The organism is Rhizobium sp. LARHSG275 (assembly GCF_052871115.1).
Genome location: NZ_JBIXJN010000017.1, coordinates 22,593 through 42,189 on the forward strand (window position 1 = coordinate 22,593; position 19,597 = coordinate 42,189).

The following is a 19,597-nucleotide window of genomic DNA, read 5'->3' on the forward strand; positions in this document are numbered from 1 at the left end:
GAAATTGGCTTGTCAATAAATAAATCCAATTGAATTATTAATTCGATGTGGCATGCTCGAACGAATTAGGGCAATAGGCCAACAATCGGGAGGAGCGGCCATGTCGTCCTTGGATGGACCGGAACACACGCCGGTCCCGCCACCAATTCTCAATCCGGCCGGAGGTGCAAACCAGGTCAGGGTGCGAGCCTATAACGAACGGCTCGTGCTGTCGCTGGTGCGTCTCTACGGCGCGCTGTCGAAGGCCGATATCGCGCGCCGCAGCGGGCTGTCGGCGCAGACGGTCTCCGTGATCATGCGGGTGCTGGAAAAGGAAGGGCTGCTGTCGCGCGGGGAACCGGTGCGCGGCCGCGTCGGCCAGCCGTCGATCCCGATGCATATCAATCCCGATGCCGTCTATTCCTTCGGCCTGAAGATGGGTCGGCGCAGCGCCGATCTGGTGCTGATGGATTTCGTCGGTCGCATCCGCATGCAGTTGCACCGGACCTATGCCTATCCGCTGCCGGATGAAATCCTCGCCTTCGTCACCTCGGGCATCCGCGAGCTGGAGGACCGGCTCGACGACAAACAGCGCGGCCGCATCGCCGGCCTCGGCATCGCCGCCCCCTTCGAGCTCTGGAACTGGGCCGAAGAGGTGGGTGCGCCGCCGGGCGCCATGGAGGTCTGGCGCGACATCGACCTGCAGGCCGACGTCGCCTCTCGCGTCTCCCATCCGGTCTTCATGCAGAACGATGCGACCAGCGCCTGCGGCGCCGAACTCGTCTTCGGCGTCGGGCCGTCCTACCCGGATTTCGTCTATTTCTTCATCGGCTCCTTCATCGGCGGCGGCATCGTGCTCAATTCGGCGATCTTTTCCGGCCGCACCGGCACGGCAGGCGCGATCGGGCCGCTGCCGGTGCGGGGCAAGAACGGCGAGACGAAGCAGCTGCTCGAAATCGCCTCGATCTTCGTGCTCGAGAACATGCTGCGCGAACGCGGCATCGACCCCGAGCCGCTCTGGTATTCCGCCGACGACTGGGTGGATTTCGGCGCGCCGATGGAAGCCTGGATCCGGGATAGCGCCAAGGCGTTGGCGCAGGCGATCGTGGCGGCCGCCTCGATCCTCGATTTCAGTGCGGCCGTCATCGACGGCGGCTTTCCCGATTGGGTGCGCAGCCGCTTGGTGCAGGCCACCATCGACGAAGCTGCCAAACTCGACCTGCAGGGCGTCGTCATGCCTGAAATCATCGAGGGCGCGGTCGGCGCCCAGGCGCGCGCCATCGGTGGCGCCAGCCTGCCGATCTTCGCGCGTTACCTCACCGACCAGAACGTACTTTTCAAGGAGATAGACCATGCTGAAAGGACTTGATCCGCTGTTGAGCCCGGAGCTGCTTTTTACGCTTCGCGCCATGGGCCACGGCGATGAGATCGCCATCGTCGACGGCAATTATCCCGGCGTCGAACATGCCCGCCGGCTGATCCGGCTCGACGGCCACCACCTCATCCCGGTCCTCAACGCCGTGCTCAGCGTGCTGCCGATCGACGACTTTGTGGCGGAGGCGATCTTCCGCTCGACCGTCAAGGCCGAGCGCGACAAGCTCGACCCCGTGCACGAGGAGATGATCGACTGCTGCGCCCGCCACGAGCCGCATCGCCAGGTGGTGCCGCTGATCGGCCAGGATTTCTACGGCAGGGTGAAATCCGCCCATGCGGTGATCCAGACCGGCGAGCCCAGGCTCTACGCCAACATCATCCTGCGCAAGGGCGTGATCTATCCGAAAGAGCCGGGAACCCATGCTGCGGCCGAGGTCGATCCGTTCGTCTACTAGAGCATGATGCCGGAAAGTGCGCAGCGGTTTGGCCGTCGGTAAGCTTTGGCTTTCGGGCCAGATGAAGGTCGGTCTTCCGCCATTCGTTCGATAGATGTTATGGTGCGGCCGGTGCGTTGGTGCACCGCGCCGGCAAACCGCCCGCTGCGAACGACGCCTTACCACCAGGAGCCGACGTCGCGCGGCCGCATGGACACGTGCGGGATCAGGCCGGTGAAGCGATGAAGACACGGATCTGACATGAGCACGACTCCCCGTCGCAGCACCACCGGTCTGCGCAAGTTTCTGGATCCTGAGCAGCAGCGCGATTGGATAGAAGGCGAGGCGGAGTTGATCGACGCCGAAGAACGCGAGGAGTCCCTGGAACAGCGGTTCAGGTACGTCGCGCGGTTCGAGAAGCTGCTTCGTCGCCCGCAGGCGCAAGACCTGCTGGAAATTCTCAGGGTCTATGGGCAAGCCTGCATTCCCATCCCGCGCAAGACCGAGCGTCACTACTGGTCGGTTTCGTGCCTGCCCTCGACGTCCGACAAGCCGCTCGTCCGCGTCAATGCGAGTTGGATGGAGCTTTTCACGCTCTACGCCGACGGCGAGGGCCTGCGTGCACGATTCCTGGTGCATCTTTCGCATTTCACCACCGACCATTCCCCCGCGCAGGGCAATGTGGACGAGGCTTTTCTCGAGGACTGCGTCACGACGCCCGAAGACGTCGGTTATTTTTTCCCGCGCGGCGAGGACATTTTCGGCATCACTGTGCGAGGCTCCGCCTCGATCCGCAAATTCCTGGCGGAACGCCGCATGTTGCGCGCCATTCGGACTTTCAATCTGACGCACATGAACCGCGGTCGGAACGCCTATCAGGCAAGCCACTGCTACAGCCTGGGGGATACCATGCTGGCGGGTTGATCGGCCCTGGGATGCCCTACCCTGGCGAGACTGCGGAGCCGGCCCGCGGTCGCCGGCGACGCGCGGATGCTGAAAAGACGCGCGGGCGCTGTAAATCTGTCACGCCCATTCCTTTTCAAGGACTGCTGATCCTCCGGCGGGTTCTTCAACCATTTGAAAATGGCAGATGGCGGCGACCGGCAGACACCATCGAATCGAAGCCTCATCCGATTTACGGGAAAGATATCCAATTCACGCAGCGAAACGCCCGCACCTTCGTCAATGCAAACGCGACATTAACCTTCGAAGGTGGACGATCTTACGGACTTGTCGGTGCTGCGCAGCTTGATCAACGACTGCAATGCCCGACGCGGCATTCGATGATACGAGCATCAGCCATGTCGGCTGTTGATTGAAAGCATCTTGGGGACGATGCGGTCCTTCGAGCTGGCCATGATGGCTCTTCACACAACAGGAGCCTGTTCATATGCCTCGCATCCAACCAACCAGACCGCAGGTGGAGATCGTTGCCTGGCTCGCGGTCTTCCTGCTTCTCTTCTGCCTGTCTTGGTTCCTCCAATGGCATGAAGGGCTGGATCGGTTCATCGAGAAGCACCATGACTATCCGCTGGACCATGCGCTCCTCGCCCTCAATATCTCCGGGTTTCTCGGGCTCATTTATTCCGCACTGAGAATCCGGGATCTTTCGAGGGAGGTCAATCGCCGGCTGCAGGCCGAAAAGAACGTAGACTGGATTGCCTGTCACGACACGCTGACCGAACTGCCTAACCGCAGGTTTCTGGATTCCGTATGCGCGCAGGCGATGACCGATCAAAGGGAAGAAGCCTACGCCGTGTTCAGCATCGATCTCGACGGCTTCAAGAAGGTCAACGACCTCCTGGGGCATGATCACGGTGATGCGGTGCTGAAGACTGTTGCTCAGCGGCTCTCTTCCCTCTTTCCCCGCGAACACGTTTTCCGCCTTGGTGGAGACGAATTCGTTGTCCTGGCGCGGCGAATCGGAAATCCCGATCTTGCCGCGTTGGCGAACCGCATAGTGACCGTGATCGGCAAGCCGTTCACATTCAATGGTGTCGCCGTTGACCTCGGCGCCAGTGTCGGCTTCGCGCTTTTTCCGGAGAACGGCGATGATCTCAGTCAAGTCATTCGACATTCCGACTGTGCGATGTATGTCGCCAAAAAGCAGGGGCGCAATCTGGTGAAGCCCTTCGTGCCTTCGATGCAGGACGAGTTGGCGAAGCGCATTCGGATGGAAGCTAATCTGAGAGCAGCCATCAGGAAGGCCGAGATCGTTCCCTACTATCAACCGCTCGTGGACCTGAAAACGAATAGGATTATCGGCTTCGAGGCGCTGGCACGCTGGAAGACGGCCTCCGGCGAATTCATCCCACCGAACGAATTCATTCCGGTGGCGGAGGAAGCCGGTCTGATCGTCGAATTGACCGACCAACTGCTTCGCCACGCCTGCACCGATGCGCTTTCCTGGCCAAGCGAGCTCGTCCTGTCATTCAACCTTTCTCCGATCCAGCTGAGCGATCGGTTACTCGGGCTCAGAATTCTCAAGATATTGGGCGATGTCGGTCTGCCCGCGCACCGGGTCGAGCTGGAAGTGACGGAGAGCGCCATCATCCAGGACGCCGTTACGGCACGAATCGTCCTCGATGATCTGGTGAATGCCGGGGTCGGGATTGCTCTCGACGACTTTGGAACAGGTTATTCCAGCCTCTCGCAACTATCCAACTACCGGTTCGACAAGATCAAAATCGACAGGAGTTTCGTCTCTTCATTCGAAACCGACGATAAGCAAGACAAGGTGATCAGGGCGATCATCGCTCTCGGCGTGGGACTTGGCGTGACGATAACGGCCGAGGGTATCGAAGAGGAGAGCCAGCTTCAGCGGCTTCAGGACCTGGGTTGCGACATCGGCCAAGGATATCTGCTTGGCAGGCCAGCGCCGGCCGAGAAGCTTGCCACAGGCCAGGCCAGCGCCAGAATTTTGCAACGCGGTTGATGGGCCGCGGTATATCGGCTCTGAATCAGAGCCGACACGAGCTTACCGACTTCAAGTTACGCTTATCAATGCCTCACTTTTCGGTCAAAGCTGCTTGGCTTTGTCGGCATCGAACGCATAGGACCTGACGCCATCGGCAAATAAGCGCTGTCCATCTGGCCGACCAGCCGTTCCACACCCTCCAAAACGTTCATCCTAAACCTTAAGCGACGGATGCTCACGCACTTGGGATGACCGAGGCAGCGAGGGTCACGTGGAACTCGGCGAACTCGTGCGCGCCGCCCGCGCCGTCACGCTCGACCGCCTGAAGGCGCGCCTGAACCAGGCGATATCAGCAGGCGAAATTCCAGCCTCGACCGACGTCCATGCGCGCTCCCGCTTCGTCCAGACCGTTCAGAACGGCATGTCGATCCTGGCCCGCGACGGAGCGACCCGCGGCGAACTGGAGGCAGTCGCCGAACTGGCCATGCTGGGTTGGGACACTCGAACCGGTGGTGCTGAGCTCAGGCGAGGTTGAGCGCGTTCTCGAAATCGTTACGTGGATGCTCCTGCGTCAGCTTTGATCAGTCGGTCATGGAAGCTTGGTAGCATCGCTGGCGCGTGCCGTTGCCCCTCATCCGCCTGCCGGCACCTTCTCCCCGAGGGGAGAAGGGGGGATATGCGGCAACCTCTCCGTCCCTCTCTCGCGTCTCGTATGGCACGTCCCCTCTCCCCGTTTTTACGGGGGTCCGAAGGACGGGTCGAGACGAGTGGCTCGACCCTGGTAGGTTAGGGTGAGGGGCAGCCATTCGTCAGGACGACACCGGCGGGACGCGGTTACGGGAAGGTCTTCGTGACCTCAATGGTTCCGACGATCGCAGCGTTGAAGCGGTCCATCTCCTCTGCAGGTATCCAATATTCGAGATGCGCCCGGCCGCCCGCTTCCTGGACCGTATGGCCGTCGAGGTAATCTTTTCTCACGTCAAACTTCGTGACGAAGCCCGATCCGCTCCTCGGCACATTCCAGTCGCGCGCGATCTTGACCGCATAATCTTCCGACAGCACGGGATAGAAGATCGGCTGATCGGGCAAGCGCGGCGGAAATCCGCGCATGTCGAGATCGCGAATAAGCGCCAGTTCCTCGGGCCCGACCGGACGCCACAGCGTAATAATTTCGATATCTTCGCTCATCTTCGTCTCTGCGGCAATCCGACAGTCTCGCGGCGCGCGAGGACTTGGAAGTCATTCAAACGGGCGCTTCAGAGAAAGGCAAACCGATGCGGTGCTCGTCAAGAGTCGACTTATAGTGATTAAGATAGAACCAGAGCTTATTGCGGAGATTGCCGCGCTGGCGAGATTCTTTGATCAAAACTCAACATCCGAAAGGTTTGGGTCCGGCCCAACCACGCGTTCCGATGACAGGAGGCTCAATCGTCGTGAGCAGCCAATCATCTGGACTACGCCAGAATATCTCCTTGAAGCTCACTTTGATCTTCCCGATCTCTTGCCACCAGGCCATTAGCATATCAGGTGATCTCATTTCTCTTGGCTGAAATTGAAAGGGAACCCCATTCGAATTAAGATGGACTAGCTTGGCGTAGAGGTCCTCGTTCTCCCAACGGTTGCCTTCGTCAACAAAGGTAATTTCTTGCCGAAGTTCATACGTGCCCGTTATCCGGCTACCCCCAATCAGAACGATGCGGCCCTCCGACAGATGAGAAACATTGAGCGGCGGAGGCTCCCCGTGTTTTCCAACTTCAACGGTGAAAGGAAGTCTCCGGCCGGGATAGCTCATTGAGATCCAATATGTTTCCGATAACCGTTCAAATCTCGCCGGCGGCCGGCCCCCAGACATCCGTCAGCGCAAAACCACCCGGATGCGGGTCAAAGGGATCTAACGCTACCTGGGTCAGGCCGAAGGTGAAGCCGCGGCCGGTGATGGTGGGGATGACGGCGGGGCGGCCGGCCACTTCGGTCACTGCCTGCAGTCCGACCTCGAATTCGGAGCCGATGATCGATTTCGAGGTGAAGGTGTCGCCGACCTTGGCCTTGCCGCGGGCATAGAGCGTCGCGAGATTGGCGGAGTTGCCGGTGCCGCAAGGCGAGCGGTCGGCCCGGCCCGGCCACATGGTGGTGCAGGTGCGCACCGTGCCATCGGCTTCGGTATCGCGGAACATGACATAGGCGACGCCCGAGATTGCCGGGATCTCGGGATGGACGACCTTGATGTCGCGGTTGATCAGTTCCTTGAGGATCATGCCGGCCTGGACGAGGCCGGCGGCATTGGCCTTCTCGATCGTCAGACCGATCTGGCCGACATCAACAAGCGCATAGAAGATGCCGCCATAGCAGATGTCGGCCTTGATCCTTCCCCAATGCGGCGTGTCGATTGCAACATCGAGCTCGTGGACGAAGGAGGGCACCATGGTCAGCCTGACCTTCTCGCAGCGCCCGTCGCGGCAGGTTGCCGTCGCCTTGACAAGGCCGGCGGCCGTTTCGAGCGTGACGATCGTCTCCGGCTCCTTCATCTCGACGATGCCGGATTCGAGCAAGGCCGTGGTGACGCAGATCGAGTTCGAGCCGGAACTCGCATGCGCCTGGTCGGGCTGCAGGATGATGAAGGCGGCGTCCGCCTCCGGGTGCCGTGCCGGCAGCAGCAGGTTGACCGAGCCGATCGGCGCGCCGCGCGGCTCCAGGCAAAGGAAGCGGCGAAGCTCGTCGCCCTTCGGATCGGTGTTCAGCCAGTGCAGCTGGGCGGCGATGGTATCGCCGGGGATCTTCGGCACGCCGCCGATCGCGACGCGGCCGATCTCGCCTTCGGCGTGGACATCCAGCAGTTGGATCGTGCGCTTCCATCTCATATCGAAAACTCCAGATCAGACGTGACGGGTGACGCCGCCATCGACGCGGATATTCTGGCCGGTGATGTAACCTGCGCCTTCGGAGAGCAGGAAGGCCGCGGTCTTGGCGATCTCCTCCACATGGCCGATGCGCTTCATCGGGACCTTCTCGGCGGTCTCGGGCTTGTGGTTCAGGCTGTCGATATAGCCCGGCAGGATGCAGTTCATGCGGATATTGTCGGCCGCATAACGATCGGAATAAAGCTTGGTGAAGGCGCCGGCAGCGGCGCGGTAGGTGCAGGAAACCGGGAAGACCAGCGTCGGCTCGTAGGCGGCGAATGTGGTGATGTTGACGAAGGCGCCCTTGCCCTGTTTCAGCATGACCGGCGTCACCAGGCGGGCCATGCGCACCAGCGACAGGATCATCATGTCCGAGCCGAGCGTCCAGTTCTCGTCCGATATATCGAGCAGGTCGCCCTTCGGCGGATGGCCGCTCAGGTTGACGACGGCATCGATGCGGCCATAGGTCTTCATCGTCAGGTCGAAGATCGCCTTGAGATCCTCGGCCTTTTCGGCCACGCCGCGCGAGGCGACGCCGCCAAGTTCGGCCGCCAGCTTCTCGCAGCTTTCCGACGGCGACATCAGCGCCAGCCGATAGCCCTGCGCCGAGAGCTCGCGGGCGATCGCCTCGCCCATGCCGCGGCCGCCACCGGTGATCAGCGCGACGGGTTTGGTGGTTTCGGACATCGGGGCCTCCTAATAGCGGTCTATGCGGAACGGCGTCATGTCGAGGGATGGTTTGAGCCCGGTCACCATATCGGCGATCACCAGCGCTGTCGTTGCCGAAAAGGTCAGGCCGAGATGGCCGTGGCCGGTCGCATAAAAAACGCCGGGCAGTTTCGACGAGGGCGAAATGATCGGGATCGTATCGGGCAGCGCCGGGCGATGCCCCATCCATTCCGTCGTCTCCTCGACCTTGAGACCGGGCAGCGCACGCTGGGCATGGCGCACCAGCACACGCGGACGGCGGAAATCGGGCGCGGCATCGAGGCCGGCGAGCTCGACATTGCCGCCGACCCGGATGCCGCCCGCCGTCGGCGTCACCATGAAGGCGCGATGCGGCCAGATCACCGAATAGCGCATCGCGATGCCCGGCTTCATGATCTGCGTGTGATAGCCGCGCTCGGTTTCGAGCGGGATCGGCTCGCCGAGCTTTTCGGCGAGGAAACGGGTGTGGACGCCGGCGGCAAGCACGACCGAACCCGCCTCGATACGCCTGCCATCCTCGAGGAGAACGACGACGGTGCCATCGCCCCGGCTCTCGATATTCCTGACAGTGCCGGAGACGAAGCTTGCGCCGGCAGCCTTTGCGGCGTCTGCGAGTTTCACCACCAGCTTGTAGGGGTCGCGGATCGATTTGTTGTCGGGGAGCAGCACGGCTTTGGCGATCGCCGGCGAAAGGCTGGGTTCGTAATGTTGGATGGCGCCGTTGCTCAAGACCTCGAATTCGAGGCCGTAGCGCTGCATCATGGCGAGATGGCTGCGATCGGCGGCAAATTCCGCCTCGGTCTCGTAGATCGCCAGGCACCCCTCCTCGGTCATCAACTCGGGTGCGCCGATCGCCTCGAGCAGCTCTTTGAAATCGCCGAGCGCCCGGTTCGACAGGCGCATGCCGGCATCCTCGATTTCTCGGAGACGCGAGGGCCGGCCGGCAGCGAGGAAGCGCAGGAACCAGGGCAGCATCCTTACGGCATAAGAGGGACGCAGCCAGACCGGGCCTTCCGGATCGAGCAGCCAGCCGGGGATCTTCTTCCAGGTCGAAGGGCCGGAACCGGCGGCAAAATCGAGCGCGATGCTTGCCATATTGCCGAAGGAGGTGCCGCGGCCCGGCTCGCCCTTGTCGATCAGCGTCACCTCAAACCCGCGCCGCTGCAGCTCAAAGGCGATCGAGGCGCCGATCACGCCTGCGCCGACGACCGCCACGTTTCTCTTCGTCTCATCCGCCATGCCATCAACCCATCGCACGGCAGACAGAAGTGCCGTCGTGAATCTGATATATCACAACAAGATGCGATGCCTAGAGAATTTCCGTTTTTCCCGGATCACGAAAATTCTCTATCTCTTTGTTTTTTCGCAAACCCGAAACGCAAAACCGATCTGCACTTTTGCTGGAATTGCTGGAATTTTTACTGGCTTTCCGGCAGGCCCGCACCGACGCTGTCGCCGACCGAACCGACGGTATTGTTCATCGACTGGCCGAGACGCTTCAGCTGGGCGTCGTAGTTGCGCCGGGTGCGCGGATCGAAGATCGCAATCGGCGTGCTGACGGCAACGCTGACAGCACTTCCGGCGGTCTGGGCAGCGCCCATCGCCACGGCGCCGACGGCCTCGCCGAGGCCGACATTGGAATCGGTGATCGCTTGGCCGGCAATCAGCCGGTCGCCGATCAGCTTCACCACCTCGGGGCTTTCGGCGAATTTGCCGTGGTTCAGGCGGTCGCCGCCCTTGAGCTTGGTGAGATCGAGCACGGTGATGCCGGCGGCCTCGAGCTTGCTGCGATAGGGCTCGACGGAGGGATCGATCTGGCCGAGCCGGTCGACATTGCCGGAGATGCGCCGTGAAAGCGCCAGAGCCCGGTCATCCCTAGAGACGAAGATGGTGAAGTGCGGCCTGTCCTTGCCGAGGCTGGCGAACTGGCGGCCGAAGACATCGACATCGAGATCCGGCGAGGCAAGGATGACATTGTTGATCTTCGGTGCGACGTGGCCGTTGCGGATCGCCATCTGCCTGAGCGATTCGACGGTGAGCCACGTGCCCATCGAATGCGCCATGATGGTGACGTCGCTGACGGCTGGATTGGCGGCGGTGCGGGTCAGCAACTCCTCCAGCGCATCGCGGGAATAGTTGGTGCTTTCCTTGTCGTAATTATAATCGAAGATGCTGCCGCGCGACGGCCAGGTGAAGACGACGGGCGCGACGTCGGCATGCGAATCGTGGACGATCTGCGCGAAGCGGTAGACGGCATCCTCATAACGATTGTTGAAGCCGTGGACGAAGACCAGTACGCGGCGGCTCTTCGGCATATGCGACTTCAGCCAGGTCTCGCCGGCCCGCTCGCCTTCCAGCGGATCGACGGAAACGGTGACGAAATCGCGCAGCGGATCGGCCGGCAGGCGGCTTGGCCATTGCACCTGGCCGACCTTGCGATTGGCTTCCGGCGGGATGGAGACATCGACGGCATTGACGGTGAGCCCGGTGCCGCGCTCACCGGAGAAAAGCACGGCGGGATTGTCGTCGGCAGCGCGTGTCGTGGCAACGAGCAGATCGACCTTCGACGTGCCGGGCGGCACGGTGCCGGTCGCCTGCATGACACCGACCGGCCTGCCGCCGCAGCCGGAAAGCGCCATCATTGCCACCAAAAGACCTGTCACGGCCGCGTGCGGGGCGCGTCTCTTGCCGATCATGACCAACTCCAATCGGTTCACGCACCGGACAGGCGGCGCCCGTCCAAATAGTCCGACGACGCTTGCCGAGTCAAACCGCGGGCGGTCGAAGCCTTTTGGGCATGAGAGAAATGAGACTTGGGGGAAAAGAAAAAAGCCCGACGCGGGAGGAGGTGCGCCGGGCTCTTGATCCTGACTGACAACTGGGAGGAGGAGTGTTGTCAGTCCGATGTAAGAGCGCTGGGAGGAGGAGTGCGCTGCTTACGAAGATAGGTATAGCCAATTCTTTTGATTCGGCATAGCGAAAATACCGCAATGCAGCAATGCACTGTATGCAAGGCTTGCCCCCAAAACAACAGGTCACCGCCTCATTTTGCAGCATGTTTGACCGGATGGTCAAAATTATGCCGAAAATTGCGGCCTCGGGGATCGCCGGCATTGCCCTCATCTGGAGGCCGCCACCTCTGCCGGGTCGAACCACAGCTCTCGACCCGTCCACGGTCACGTAAACGGAGCGAAGGGACATGCCGCGGCGTCTCGACTCCCTCTTCTCCCCAGCGGGGAGAAGGTGCCCGTAGGGCGGATGAGGGGGCCGGCGAAGCCGGTCTTTCCTACAACGGGTGCGGGATAGGAATGGAAGGGCACGCCGTGTGGCCCCCTCATCCGCCTGCCGGCACCTTCTCCCCGCTGGGGAGAAGGGAACACACCGCGACCTCTCCGTTTCCCGCCTCGTCAAGCAGCCTTGAAGACCTTCCTGCCTTCGCCGTCGAGGGCGGAGAATTCCTCGTTCGAGAGGGTGATGTCGACGGCTGCGACATTTTCCTCGAGATGCTTGACCTTGGAGGTGCCGGGGATCGGCAGCATCACCGGGCTGCGCTTCAGCACCCAGGCGAGCGCGATCTGGCTGGGTGCTGCATTGTGCTTCCTGGCGATCGTATCGAGCAGTGAGCCTGGCTTGGCGAGGTCGCCGGCGGCCAGCGGATACCACGGGATGAAGCCGATATTGTGCTTGGCGCAATAATCGAGCACGTCCTCGCTGGTGCGGTCGACGAGATTGTAGCGGTTCTGGACGGTCGCGACCTTGAAGTGCTTCGAGGCGGCCTCGATGTCGGCAACGGACACTTCGCTCAGACCCGCATGGCGGATGAGGCCGCTATCGAGCAGCGATTTGATCGCATCGAATTGCTCCCTGGCCGGCACTTTCGGATCGATCCTATGCAGCTGCCAGAGATCGATCTGCTCGACGCCGAGATTGCGCAGGCTTTTATGCACTTGCTGGATCAGATATTCCGGACGTCCGACGGGCAGCCAGATATCGGGACCGTGGCGGGTCAGGCCGCCCTTGGTGGCGATGACAGACTTGCCGCCATAGGGATGCAGCGCTTCCTTGATCAGCCATTCGGAGACATCGGGGCCGTAGGAATCGGCCGTATCGATGAAGTTGACGCCGAGTTCCGGCAGGCGCTTCAGCGTGCGGATGGATTCGGCATGATCGGAAGGCTCGCCCCAGATGCCCTTGCCGGTGACGCGCATGGCGCCGAAACCGAGACGATTGATCTCGATATCGCCGCCGATCCTGAAGGTGCCTGACTTTGCTGCGTTGTATTGGGCTGCGTTGTGACTGGACATGGTCTTTCCTCTCTTATCAATCAATCATTGAAATCTGTGGAACGCTCGGAGGCGGATTGCACAGCCGCGGCACGGATGCCGAGGCTTTCGGAGATGCCTTCGAGCGCGAATGTCTGCCCTGATCGAAAGCGATGCCCGGCATGGTGAAGATCCGCCTATCGCGGGGATCATCAGAATGTGGCCGCTGCGACGCTTGCAGATATAGGACAGGACAGACCCGATAACAGGGCTCGACAAACGGGGCCGACGAAAGAAATGGTGCTGGAACAGCGGCGCCGGATAGACTCGCAAGGAGCGTTCGAGCCTCGCATGGAATTGGATCGCATCTGCAGACAAGAAGCCAACTTGACCTATCCTCTCCAGGGGGATAGGTCTAAATCCAGTTTGGATAGAGATCTGCAATGTTGGTCAGCATCAGGGAATGGTTCGGTTTCGGTCAAGGCGGTCAATCCCATGGCCACAGTCACGGCTCGCACGGCCATTCGCATGGAGATGCCGGAGGCCACGGGCATACGCACGGCGTCGTCGATCCGAGCATCGCCTCGTCCGAGCGCGGCATCTGGGCGATCAAGTGGTCGTTCGTCATTCTGGCCATCACCGCAGCCCTGCAGCTCGTCGTCGTCTTCTCTTCGGGAAGCGTGGCGCTGCTGGCCGACACCATCCACAATATCGGCGATGCCGCCACCGCAATTCCTTTGTGGATCGCCTTCACACTGGTCCGACGGAAGCCGACGAAAACCTTCAACTATGGCCTCGGCCGGGTCGAGGACCTTGCCGGCATGCTGATCGTTCTGATCATTCTCTTCAGCGCCATCGTCGCCGGCTATGAGGCAATCGACCGCCTGCTGAACCCGCAGCCGATCACCCAGCTTCTGGCGGTCGCCGTCGCCGGCGTCGTCGGCTTCATCGGCAACGAGGCCGTGGCGGTGTTCCGCATCCGTGTCGGCAGGCAGATGAACAGCGCCGCGCTGATCGCCGACGGCTACCACGCCCGCACCGATGGTTTGACGAGCCTGGCCGTCGTGCTCGGTGCGGTCGGGGCCTGGCTCGGCTTTCCGCTCGCCGATCCCATCATCGGCCTGCTGATCACCATCGCGATCTTCGGCATCGTCTGGCAATCGGCGCGAGCCATCATCACCCGCAGCCTCGACGGCATCGAGCCGGGGATTACGGACGAGATCCACCATGCAGCAGAGCATGTCGCAGGCATCGAACGCCTGACGGACGTCAAGGCTCGCTGGATCGGTCACCGGCTCCATGCCGACGTTACGATTTCGGTCAGCGGCGACAAGCCCGTCGCGGATGCCAACGTCATCGTGGCCACGCTTCGCAATGAGCTTCACGCCCATCTTCCGGCGCTGGGTACGGCGAGCATCCAGATCGACGAGGCAGCCGCCGAAGCGCCCTCCAACCATCGCGGCCACGGGCATCACCATGCTCCCGCTGCGTTCACGGTGAGTTCCCGATTGGCGACCGGATTGCTGGAGATTGTCGACACGCCGGAGGGTGAACGCATGCGGCTCTCCATTTCGAAACACGCAAAGGGGCTCGAGGCCGTCGTGGAGATCGCCCGCGATGGTTTCGTCGAGCGGCTGCCTCTGCTCCCTTCGCCGGCCGATCATCACGCCTTGATCAGCAACGTCGCTCCGGCCGAGCCTCACGCGTTCGATGCGGTGCTGAAGCTGATGGCAGGCGTCGACGTCGACGACCTTCCGTTTCGAATGGAAGCGCCGGAAGGCCATCATCACTGACTTGTCCCGGAGGCGATCCCCGGCGTAAGGTCGAGCGCCCTTCTGCTCGGAAGGATCGAGAACATGGACACGATGACCGAACCTCACACCCACGCCACCCATCCGGAGATCGTCAAGCGCCTGAAGCGGGCCGAGGGTCATCTGAAGAGCGTCATCACGATGATCGAGGCCGGCAAGCCGTGTCTCGACATCGCGCAGCAGCTCTCTGCGGTGGAGAAGGCGATCATCAACGCCAAACGGACGCTGATCCAGGATCATCTCGACCACTGCCTCGAAGAGACGGTCGGCGCCCTGCCGCGCGACAAGCGGCAGTCGATCGACGAGTTCAAGACGATTACGAAATATCTTTGAGGAAATGACCGAGGTTACCTGGCGGCCTATTCTTCGTGGGTAATGGCGGCCGCTTCGATCCCAGCGGTCTGCCAGTGGCCATCGCGAAATTGGGGCGCTATATCCTGCTTACAGTTTTGACGACGGGACTGGCCTGATGCCCTGGCAGCAGATCATCGAATTCCAGCGCGACATCTACCTGTCATTCGCAGAGCATATCAAGTCGTTCGCCGCTGGCGGCGGCTGGTTTGCTTTCCTTGCCTTTCTTCCAATGGGCGTCGCCTTCGGCGCAGCCCATGCCCTGACGCCGGGGCACAGCAAGTCCGTGCTCGCCACTTACCTCACGGGATCCTCGATAAAGGCCCACAAGGCGCTGTTGGTGTCGATGGCTCTGTCGTTCACCCATGTGAGCATGGCCGTGCTGATCGCACTGCTCGCGCTGCCTCTGGTCTCGCATTCCTTCGTCGATGCCGGGTCGGCACCCGTACTTCAGGCCGTAAGCCGTGGCCTGCTCGGCCTCATCGGGCTGTGGATGGTATCGAGCGCCCTCTTCCGACATGCACACACCCATTCAAGCGGCGAAGGCGTCGCCGTCGGTTTCATGGCCGGCTTGATCCCCTGCCCTCTGACCTTGTTCGTCATGACTTTCGCGATGATCCATCAGGTGGTCATCACCGGACTGCTCTTTGCCCTGTCGATGATGTTCGGGGTCTGCGTCACGCTTTCGGCGGTCGCAATCCTCGCCGTGATGTTCCGCGAGCAGCTCGCCCGCCTGATGAGCACGCGGCCGAGGCTTCTGGCGGTGGTTTCGAAATCCATCGAGGCGGCGGCCGGCGCGATCCTCGTTGCCGTCGCTCTCCATGAAACCATTTTTGCCTGATCTTTTGCTTGCGGGCTTATGCACCGATCAAAGGCGGACGACTGAAATCGTCAGATCGACGGCGGTTGGAACCCGAAGCTGGGCTGCGCCGCCTCAGCCGGCCCCGCGTCAACGCCTGGTCTTTGCCTCGTCGCCGAATTCCGCCAGCATCTTCCAAAGGTCGGTGAAAATCTCCCGGGCGAAATCCTGCGGCGAAGCACTTGGCGGGCGCTGCTGCCAGAGCTCAGCCCCGACGCGCAGCGCACCGATGACGATGGCCGCAAGGACGCGCATGCGCGGCCGCTCGAGCGGATCACCTCCCTTGCGCAGCAGCAGCGCCTCGGCGAGCTTCTGTTCGAGCCTGGCGTATTTCAGCTGGTCGCGGGCCTTCAGCGCCGGCGTGCGATGGATGAGGTCCCCACTCGCCAAGCCAGGCTCGTCGACGGAGGCGATGACGGTTGCGGTGATCGCCGCCTCGACCGCGGCGACGGAGGACTCGCCCACCGGCCTTGCGGCGATTGCCGCTATCAGGCGATCGGCGAAGGCATCCTGCCAGGCGAAAACCACCTCTTCCTTGGAGGGGAAATAATCGAAGAAACTGCGTTTGGAGACATCGGCCGCCTCGGTGATGTCCTCGATCGTCGTGGCCTCGAAGCCGCGCTGCAGAAAGAGGTTCATGGCCGCCTGCTCGATGCGCGCGCGCGTCTGCCGCCGCTTGCGTTCCCGCCTGCCTTCGGTCGTCTCCGTCCGCTTGTTCTCAGCCATTCCGGCCCGGCATCATCGTTCAGCCGCCGGGTTCATTGGAAAAGGCGGCGACGTCGTCGATATCAGTCTCGCTCTCGCGATAGCCGATGCGCTCGCGCGACAGTTCCAGCGGTTTGCTGCGCGAAATCCTGTAGACAGACGCCGGCGGCAGGTTGCGCACCGTCCCGCCGATGCGCACCGCCTTCAGGCCGAGACGCTCGAGGATCGGCCGCGGCACCGGGCAGCGCGGACCATAGGTAAACTGATAGACGGCCCCGCCCGGCCGCATATAGGCGAAGGCGCCGGCCATGATCGAGGCGATCTTGTCGGGCGACATGGAGAGCAGCGGCAGGCCGCTGACAACCGCGCCGACCGGTTCGCCTTCGAAAATATCGGCATGGGCGAGATGGGCGGCATCCATCTGCAATATGCGCGCCGTTGGGAACCGCGCCTGCAGCGAGGTGATGAACTCCGGGCCATACTCGATCAGGGTCAGATCCGCTTCGCTCACCCCGCGCGCCAGCAGCGCCCGGGTGAAGACGCCGGTTCCCGGGCCGAGCTCGATGATCGGACCGTCGAGTACGGCAATTTCACCGGTCATGATCCTGGCAAGCGAATCCCCTGACGGTGCGATCGCCGCGACCCGAAGCGGATTGCTGATCCAGCAGCGGAAAAAATGCAGGAAATCGGCGCGCGCGGACTTTGCAGTCATGATTATCCCACCCGTCTGAAATTCGATTGATTACGAAATGCGACCATCGCGGCGAGCATGGCAATTCCAAGGCAGACGCGTCAATCGCTCCTGGCTGCGGCTTTTCGCAACACCACCGTCAACTGTTTGCGCGATTCTGTACTTATTGCATTTTTGCATTTGGTGCAACATCGTAAGAACGACAACTGGGGAAGGACATGCCGTATCCGGCTGGCAAGGCCGAGGATGGTGCCGAGGGGAGAGCGATGTCTGCCAACAAACTGAGGGCGGCTCGGAGGCCGCCCTTCAGCTCAGACGGGGCCGCTCGATGGCGAACGGCCGAGCGCCTCGTCAGTAATTGCAGCTGGAGCTGCTGGTCGGGTTGAAGCCGAGCTTGCAATCCATGTTGAGCGGCTTCTTCGGGTTCATCATATAGTGTGTCGAGCCCGTGGTTTCCGAGGCGCGCTCGCCGATCGAACCGGTCGTGCGCCTGTCGTGTTCAACCTTGGTTTCTTGGCGCACGACCGGGCGCTTGGCTGCACCCTGCTCCGTCGCGCTCGACTGGAGGGGAGCTGCCGTGGCCTGGAAGGCCGAGAGGCCGAGGATTGCGCCGAAGGCAGCAGCCACCAGGCCGTTCTTGAAAGTCGTGGTCATCATCGTCTCCTTGGGAGGATTCAGGGAATTTACGCCCCGGAGTTAGGAAGGCGATCTGTCACATACTACGGTGCCAAAGCAGAGGTCACGGACATGTGAGCGGCGGCCCGATCGAGAAAGAGGCGGCTCGACGCCGCCTCCTTCATTTGCCGGCTCAATAGCCGTTATCACACGGCATGCTGCCAGGACCGATCGATCCGGAAAACTTGGGGTTGCACATTCCCGGGCGTGCGGGCCTGTTCACCGGCTGGCGGACGGAGCCCGTGGTGCCGGCCTCGGCGCCGAAGGCGGCAAGCGGATACCAGTAGCCATCGGAATGGCGGCGGGTGCCGGGACGCTCCGTGCGAAAACCTTGATAGCCACGCCATGTACCGGCATGTTCTTTATTTTGCACCATTTTCACGTCCGAGACGATCGGTGTCGGAACGGTCTGCACGGTCGCCGCCCGCACGGAAACGATCGGCGCGAGGCCAAGAAGGAGACCAAGCGCGACGGTGGATGGAGCAAGACTGAGCATTTTCATGATAAACCCTCCTTACTGGATCTACGTCAGGAAAATGCTTTCTTGGCGCGCAGAGTTCCCTTGCCGCACGCAACTTCCAACAGTCGTGATTGCAGGCGATCCGGCGTGACTGAATCGGCCAAAAACGTGAAAAGCCGCGATCAGGAAGAGGGCTCAAACGGCGCTTGTGAGGAAACTTGAATTCTCTGTTCTCAATTCGCGTATAACGTCCGGTAACCCTGGCCGGAGAGGCAGGCGACATATTGGCGATGGGCGGCGGCGCGCGCTATCGTTTCGGCCTCCAGCTCATCGGCCCCGGCATATCCGGTCAGCTGGGCGCGCAGCTGATACTGCTTTCTCGCCTCGTCATACATGGCGTTGCCGTCGGTCATGCAAAGACCGTGCGCTACAGCGGGCGGATTGACCGGCACGCCGACCGCGAGGAGCACGGGATCATTGGCATGGTCGATGCAGCCGGCAAGCGCTGTCATCATCGCCAGGGCAGCCAGAGCCCGAAAAATTCGCACCGTCATGCATTCCTCCGGCTGAAGCGCCTCAAAGATCATCAGACCTGCGGATACATCAGGAAGGTTGCGCGAAACTAGGCAGACGGCTTGCCCGCCAATTTCGAACCGGGGGTTGGGAGACGGAGTTCCTGATCGTGGCGAAATGTCTTCGTTAGGAACACCCCACCAAGATCTATATAGCACTTCGGAATCCCGAAATTGGTTGGGGCGTTGAATTCATTCAACGTTTCCTCACCTGCACAGGTCACGAAACCCGGCGGATTTCGGAATCCCGAAGCGGGGGGATTTCGGGATTCCGAAGTGGGGTTTTTTTCTTCCTGCCGACGCGCCCGCGTTTGTCGGCGGCAAGCTTGCGGTCGGTCTCGGACCATTTGCGGCACCTTTCCGCCGTGCACCATTTCCACTCGTCGGTCGGTGGCGCACCCTCATGGTCACCGACAAAGGTCAGCGTGAACCGGTTGGGATGCGCGACACCGCTGCCTGCCCGGCCGCGGCGAACTTTTATCAGCCCCTTATATTCGAGCTCATCGATCGCATCGGCCACATATTCGCCGGTCACGCCGTAGGACACGAACTGAGGATGGGTCACGATCAGCTTGCCGTTTTCCAAGGCGGCGTGCGACGTGTGCTCGATGACGATGCGGAAGAAGGCGCGGCAGGCGTTCGCGCTCAATGTCGTGAAGGCCGCAGATTCCAGCAACTGAATGGTGAACCATTGCCAGCGAAGACTGCCGTCATCTGCCGCGCTCGGGGGAGCGGTATGCTTGCGCACCATCGCCCGCGTCTTTCCCTGACTGGTTCGGCTTTTGTCGCGAGGGTTGAATTCCGCCATCAGCCCCTGGCCCGTGCTGTCGGTCGGTATCCGCCCGCCTTCCCGAGCCTGTTGCGGGAACTCCGTTCATGCAGCGCACGGCCAAAGCTCGTCC

Annotated in this window: 19 protein-coding genes and 1 pseudogene; 8 read left to right on the top strand and 12 right to left on the bottom strand. The window is 61.6% G+C overall.

Annotated elements, in window-relative coordinates; genetic code table 11:
* Nucleotides 1–100 precede the first annotated feature (100 nt).
* From ACIPSK_RS22345 to ACIPSK_RS22365, 5 genes and pseudogenes are all read left to right on the top strand, one after another.
* On the top strand, nucleotides 101–1,348 hold the full coding sequence (locus tag ACIPSK_RS22345) for an ROK family transcriptional regulator (RefSeq protein ID WP_162119299.1): 1,248 nt from the start codon (nucleotides 101–103) through the stop codon (nucleotides 1,346–1,348).
* On the top strand, nucleotides 1,332–1,808 hold the full coding sequence (locus tag ACIPSK_RS22350; protein ID WP_162119298.1) for an RbsD/FucU family protein: 477 nt from the start codon (nucleotides 1,332–1,334) through the stop codon (nucleotides 1,806–1,808). The genes ACIPSK_RS22345 and ACIPSK_RS22350 overlap by 17 nt, the downstream gene beginning before the upstream one ends.
* A gap of 240 nt (nucleotides 1,809–2,048) precedes the next feature.
* The gene (locus ACIPSK_RS22355; RefSeq protein WP_162119297.1) at nucleotides 2,049–2,711 is read left to right on the top strand and encodes a hypothetical protein; all 663 of its coding nucleotides are present in this window, start codon (nucleotides 2,049–2,051) and stop codon (nucleotides 2,709–2,711) included.
* A 466-nt stretch (nucleotides 2,712–3,177) separates the two neighbouring features.
* On the top strand, nucleotides 3,178–4,722 hold the full coding sequence (locus ACIPSK_RS22360) for a putative bifunctional diguanylate cyclase/phosphodiesterase (RefSeq protein WP_162119296.1): 1,545 nt from the start codon (nucleotides 3,178–3,180) through the stop codon (nucleotides 4,720–4,722).
* A gap of 235 nt (nucleotides 4,723–4,957) precedes the next feature.
* Nucleotides 4,958–5,239: pseudogene (locus ACIPSK_RS22365) on the top strand (TetR/AcrR family transcriptional regulator); the annotation flags it as partial.
* Between the two features lie 299 nt (nucleotides 5,240–5,538).
* On the opposite strand, the gene ACIPSK_RS22370 reads toward ACIPSK_RS22365, so the two are convergent.
* The 6 genes from ACIPSK_RS22370 to ACIPSK_RS22395 form a co-directional block, all read right to left on the bottom strand.
* Nucleotides 5,539–5,892, bottom strand: coding sequence for an ADP-ribosylation/crystallin J1 (locus ACIPSK_RS22370; RefSeq protein ID WP_162119295.1), 354 nt, complete (start codon nucleotides 5,890–5,892; stop codon nucleotides 5,539–5,541).
* A gap of 632 nt (nucleotides 5,893–6,524) precedes the next feature.
* Nucleotides 6,525–7,562 (bottom strand): 4-hydroxyproline epimerase, encoded by a 1,038-nt coding sequence (locus ACIPSK_RS22375; RefSeq protein WP_162119294.1) that lies wholly within the window; start codon nucleotides 7,560–7,562, stop codon nucleotides 6,525–6,527.
* Between the two features lie 15 nt (nucleotides 7,563–7,577).
* Complete coding sequence (locus tag ACIPSK_RS22380; protein ID WP_162119293.1) at nucleotides 7,578–8,288, bottom strand: SDR family oxidoreductase; 711 nt, start codon at nucleotides 8,286–8,288, stop codon at nucleotides 7,578–7,580.
* Between the two features lie 9 nt (nucleotides 8,289–8,297).
* Nucleotides 8,298–9,548: an NAD(P)/FAD-dependent oxidoreductase gene (locus ACIPSK_RS22385; RefSeq protein ID WP_162119292.1), complete on the bottom strand. Its 1,251-nt coding sequence runs from the start codon at nucleotides 9,546–9,548 to the stop codon at nucleotides 8,298–8,300.
* 179 nt (nucleotides 9,549–9,727) lie between these two features.
* Nucleotides 9,728–11,005 carry an alpha/beta hydrolase gene (locus ACIPSK_RS22390; RefSeq protein ID WP_162119291.1) on the bottom strand — a complete coding sequence of 426 codons (1,278 nt, stop codon included), beginning with the start codon at nucleotides 11,003–11,005 and terminating at the stop codon, nucleotides 9,728–9,730.
* 711 nt (nucleotides 11,006–11,716) lie between these two features.
* A complete protein-coding gene (locus tag ACIPSK_RS22395; RefSeq protein ID WP_162119290.1) occupies nucleotides 11,717–12,613 on the bottom strand; it encodes an aldo/keto reductase in 897 nt (298 codons plus the stop codon).
* 401 nt (nucleotides 12,614–13,014) lie between these two features.
* Here ACIPSK_RS22395 and ACIPSK_RS22400 point away from each other — a divergent pair, with 401 nt between their 5' ends.
* The 3 genes from ACIPSK_RS22400 (at nucleotide 13,015) to ACIPSK_RS22410 (ending at nucleotide 15,574) form a co-directional block, all read left to right on the top strand.
* Nucleotides 13,015–14,364 (top strand): cation diffusion facilitator family transporter, encoded by a 1,350-nt coding sequence (locus ACIPSK_RS22400; protein WP_162119289.1) that lies wholly within the window; start codon nucleotides 13,015–13,017, stop codon nucleotides 14,362–14,364.
* A 72-nt stretch (nucleotides 14,365–14,436) separates the two neighbouring features.
* Nucleotides 14,437–14,715: a metal-sensing transcriptional repressor gene (locus ACIPSK_RS22405; protein WP_024323399.1), complete on the top strand. Its 279-nt coding sequence runs from the start codon at nucleotides 14,437–14,439 to the stop codon at nucleotides 14,713–14,715.
* A gap of 136 nt (nucleotides 14,716–14,851) precedes the next feature.
* Nucleotides 14,852–15,574 (top strand): ABC transporter permease, encoded by a 723-nt coding sequence (locus ACIPSK_RS22410; protein ID WP_162119288.1) that lies wholly within the window; start codon nucleotides 14,852–14,854, stop codon nucleotides 15,572–15,574.
* A 108-nt stretch (nucleotides 15,575–15,682) separates the two neighbouring features.
* Here the strand turns inward: ACIPSK_RS22410 and ACIPSK_RS22415 are convergent, their stop codons facing one another.
* From ACIPSK_RS22415 to ACIPSK_RS22440, 6 genes are all read right to left on the bottom strand, one after another.
* Nucleotides 15,683–16,318 carry a TetR family transcriptional regulator gene (locus tag ACIPSK_RS22415; protein ID WP_162119287.1) on the bottom strand — a complete coding sequence of 212 codons (636 nt, stop codon included), beginning with the start codon at nucleotides 16,316–16,318 and terminating at the stop codon, nucleotides 15,683–15,685.
* A 19-nt stretch (nucleotides 16,319–16,337) separates the two neighbouring features.
* Nucleotides 16,338–17,009: a class I SAM-dependent methyltransferase gene (locus ACIPSK_RS22420; RefSeq protein WP_162119286.1), complete on the bottom strand. Its 672-nt coding sequence runs from the start codon at nucleotides 17,007–17,009 to the stop codon at nucleotides 16,338–16,340.
* Between the two features lie 330 nt (nucleotides 17,010–17,339).
* The gene (locus ACIPSK_RS22425; RefSeq protein ID WP_017966800.1) at nucleotides 17,340–17,642 is read right to left on the bottom strand and encodes a hypothetical protein; all 303 of its coding nucleotides are present in this window, start codon (nucleotides 17,640–17,642) and stop codon (nucleotides 17,340–17,342) included.
* A gap of 154 nt (nucleotides 17,643–17,796) precedes the next feature.
* Complete coding sequence (locus ACIPSK_RS22430) at nucleotides 17,797–18,165, bottom strand: cell surface protein (RefSeq protein ID WP_162119285.1); 369 nt, start codon at nucleotides 18,163–18,165, stop codon at nucleotides 17,797–17,799.
* Between the two features lie 191 nt (nucleotides 18,166–18,356).
* The gene (locus tag ACIPSK_RS22435) at nucleotides 18,357–18,677 is read right to left on the bottom strand and encodes a hypothetical protein (RefSeq protein ID WP_162119284.1); all 321 of its coding nucleotides are present in this window, start codon (nucleotides 18,675–18,677) and stop codon (nucleotides 18,357–18,359) included.
* Between the two features lie 238 nt (nucleotides 18,678–18,915).
* Nucleotides 18,916–19,503, bottom strand: coding sequence for a hypothetical protein (locus tag ACIPSK_RS22440; protein WP_162119283.1), 588 nt, complete (start codon nucleotides 19,501–19,503; stop codon nucleotides 18,916–18,918).
* Between the last annotated feature and the right edge of the window lie 94 nt (nucleotides 19,504–19,597).

Coding starts and splice junctions, on each gene's coding strand:
- ACIPSK_RS22415 (WP_162119287.1), bottom strand. CDS start 16,318: ATGGCTGAGAACAAGCGGACGGAGACGACCGAAGGCAGGCGGGAACGC.
- ACIPSK_RS22350 (WP_162119298.1), top strand. CDS start 1,332: ATGCTGAAAGGACTTGATCCGCTGTTGAGCCCGGAGCTGCTTTTTACG.
- ACIPSK_RS22380 (WP_162119293.1), bottom strand. CDS start 8,288: ATGTCCGAAACCACCAAACCCGTCGCGCTGATCACCGGTGGCGGCCGC.
- ACIPSK_RS22425 (WP_017966800.1), bottom strand. CDS start 17,642: ATGACCACGACTTTCAAGAACGGCCTGGTGGCTGCTGCCTTCGGCGCA.
- ACIPSK_RS22435 (WP_162119284.1), bottom strand. CDS start 18,677: ATGACGGTGCGAATTTTTCGGGCTCTGGCTGCCCTGGCGATGATGACA.
- ACIPSK_RS22370 (WP_162119295.1), bottom strand. CDS start 5,892: ATGAGCGAAGATATCGAAATTATTACGCTGTGGCGTCCGGTCGGGCCC.
- ACIPSK_RS22355 (WP_162119297.1), top strand. CDS start 2,049: ATGAGCACGACTCCCCGTCGCAGCACCACCGGTCTGCGCAAGTTTCTG.
- ACIPSK_RS22420 (WP_162119286.1), bottom strand. CDS start 17,009: ATGACTGCAAAGTCCGCGCGCGCCGATTTCCTGCATTTTTTCCGCTGC.
- ACIPSK_RS22410 (WP_162119288.1), top strand. CDS start 14,852: ATGCCCTGGCAGCAGATCATCGAATTCCAGCGCGACATCTACCTGTCA.
- ACIPSK_RS22385 (WP_162119292.1), bottom strand. CDS start 9,548: ATGGCGGATGAGACGAAGAGAAACGTGGCGGTCGTCGGCGCAGGCGTG.
- ACIPSK_RS22440 (WP_162119283.1), bottom strand. CDS start 19,503: ATGGCGGAATTCAACCCTCGCGACAAAAGCCGAACCAGTCAGGGAAAG.
- ACIPSK_RS22345 (WP_162119299.1), top strand. CDS start 101: ATGTCGTCCTTGGATGGACCGGAACACACGCCGGTCCCGCCACCAATT.
- ACIPSK_RS22430 (WP_162119285.1), bottom strand. CDS start 18,165: ATGAAAATGCTCAGTCTTGCTCCATCCACCGTCGCGCTTGGTCTCCTT.
- ACIPSK_RS22390 (WP_162119291.1), bottom strand. CDS start 11,005: ATGATCGGCAAGAGACGCGCCCCGCACGCGGCCGTGACAGGTCTTTTG.
- ACIPSK_RS22405 (WP_024323399.1), top strand. CDS start 14,437: ATGACCGAACCTCACACCCACGCCACCCATCCGGAGATCGTCAAGCGC.
- ACIPSK_RS22395 (WP_162119290.1), bottom strand. CDS start 12,613: ATGTCCAGTCACAACGCAGCCCAATACAACGCAGCAAAGTCAGGCACC.
- ACIPSK_RS22360 (WP_162119296.1), top strand. CDS start 3,178: ATGCCTCGCATCCAACCAACCAGACCGCAGGTGGAGATCGTTGCCTGG.
- ACIPSK_RS22400 (WP_162119289.1), top strand. CDS start 13,015: ATGTTGGTCAGCATCAGGGAATGGTTCGGTTTCGGTCAAGGCGGTCAA.
- ACIPSK_RS22375 (WP_162119294.1), bottom strand. CDS start 7,562: ATGAGATGGAAGCGCACGATCCAACTGCTGGATGTCCACGCCGAAGGC.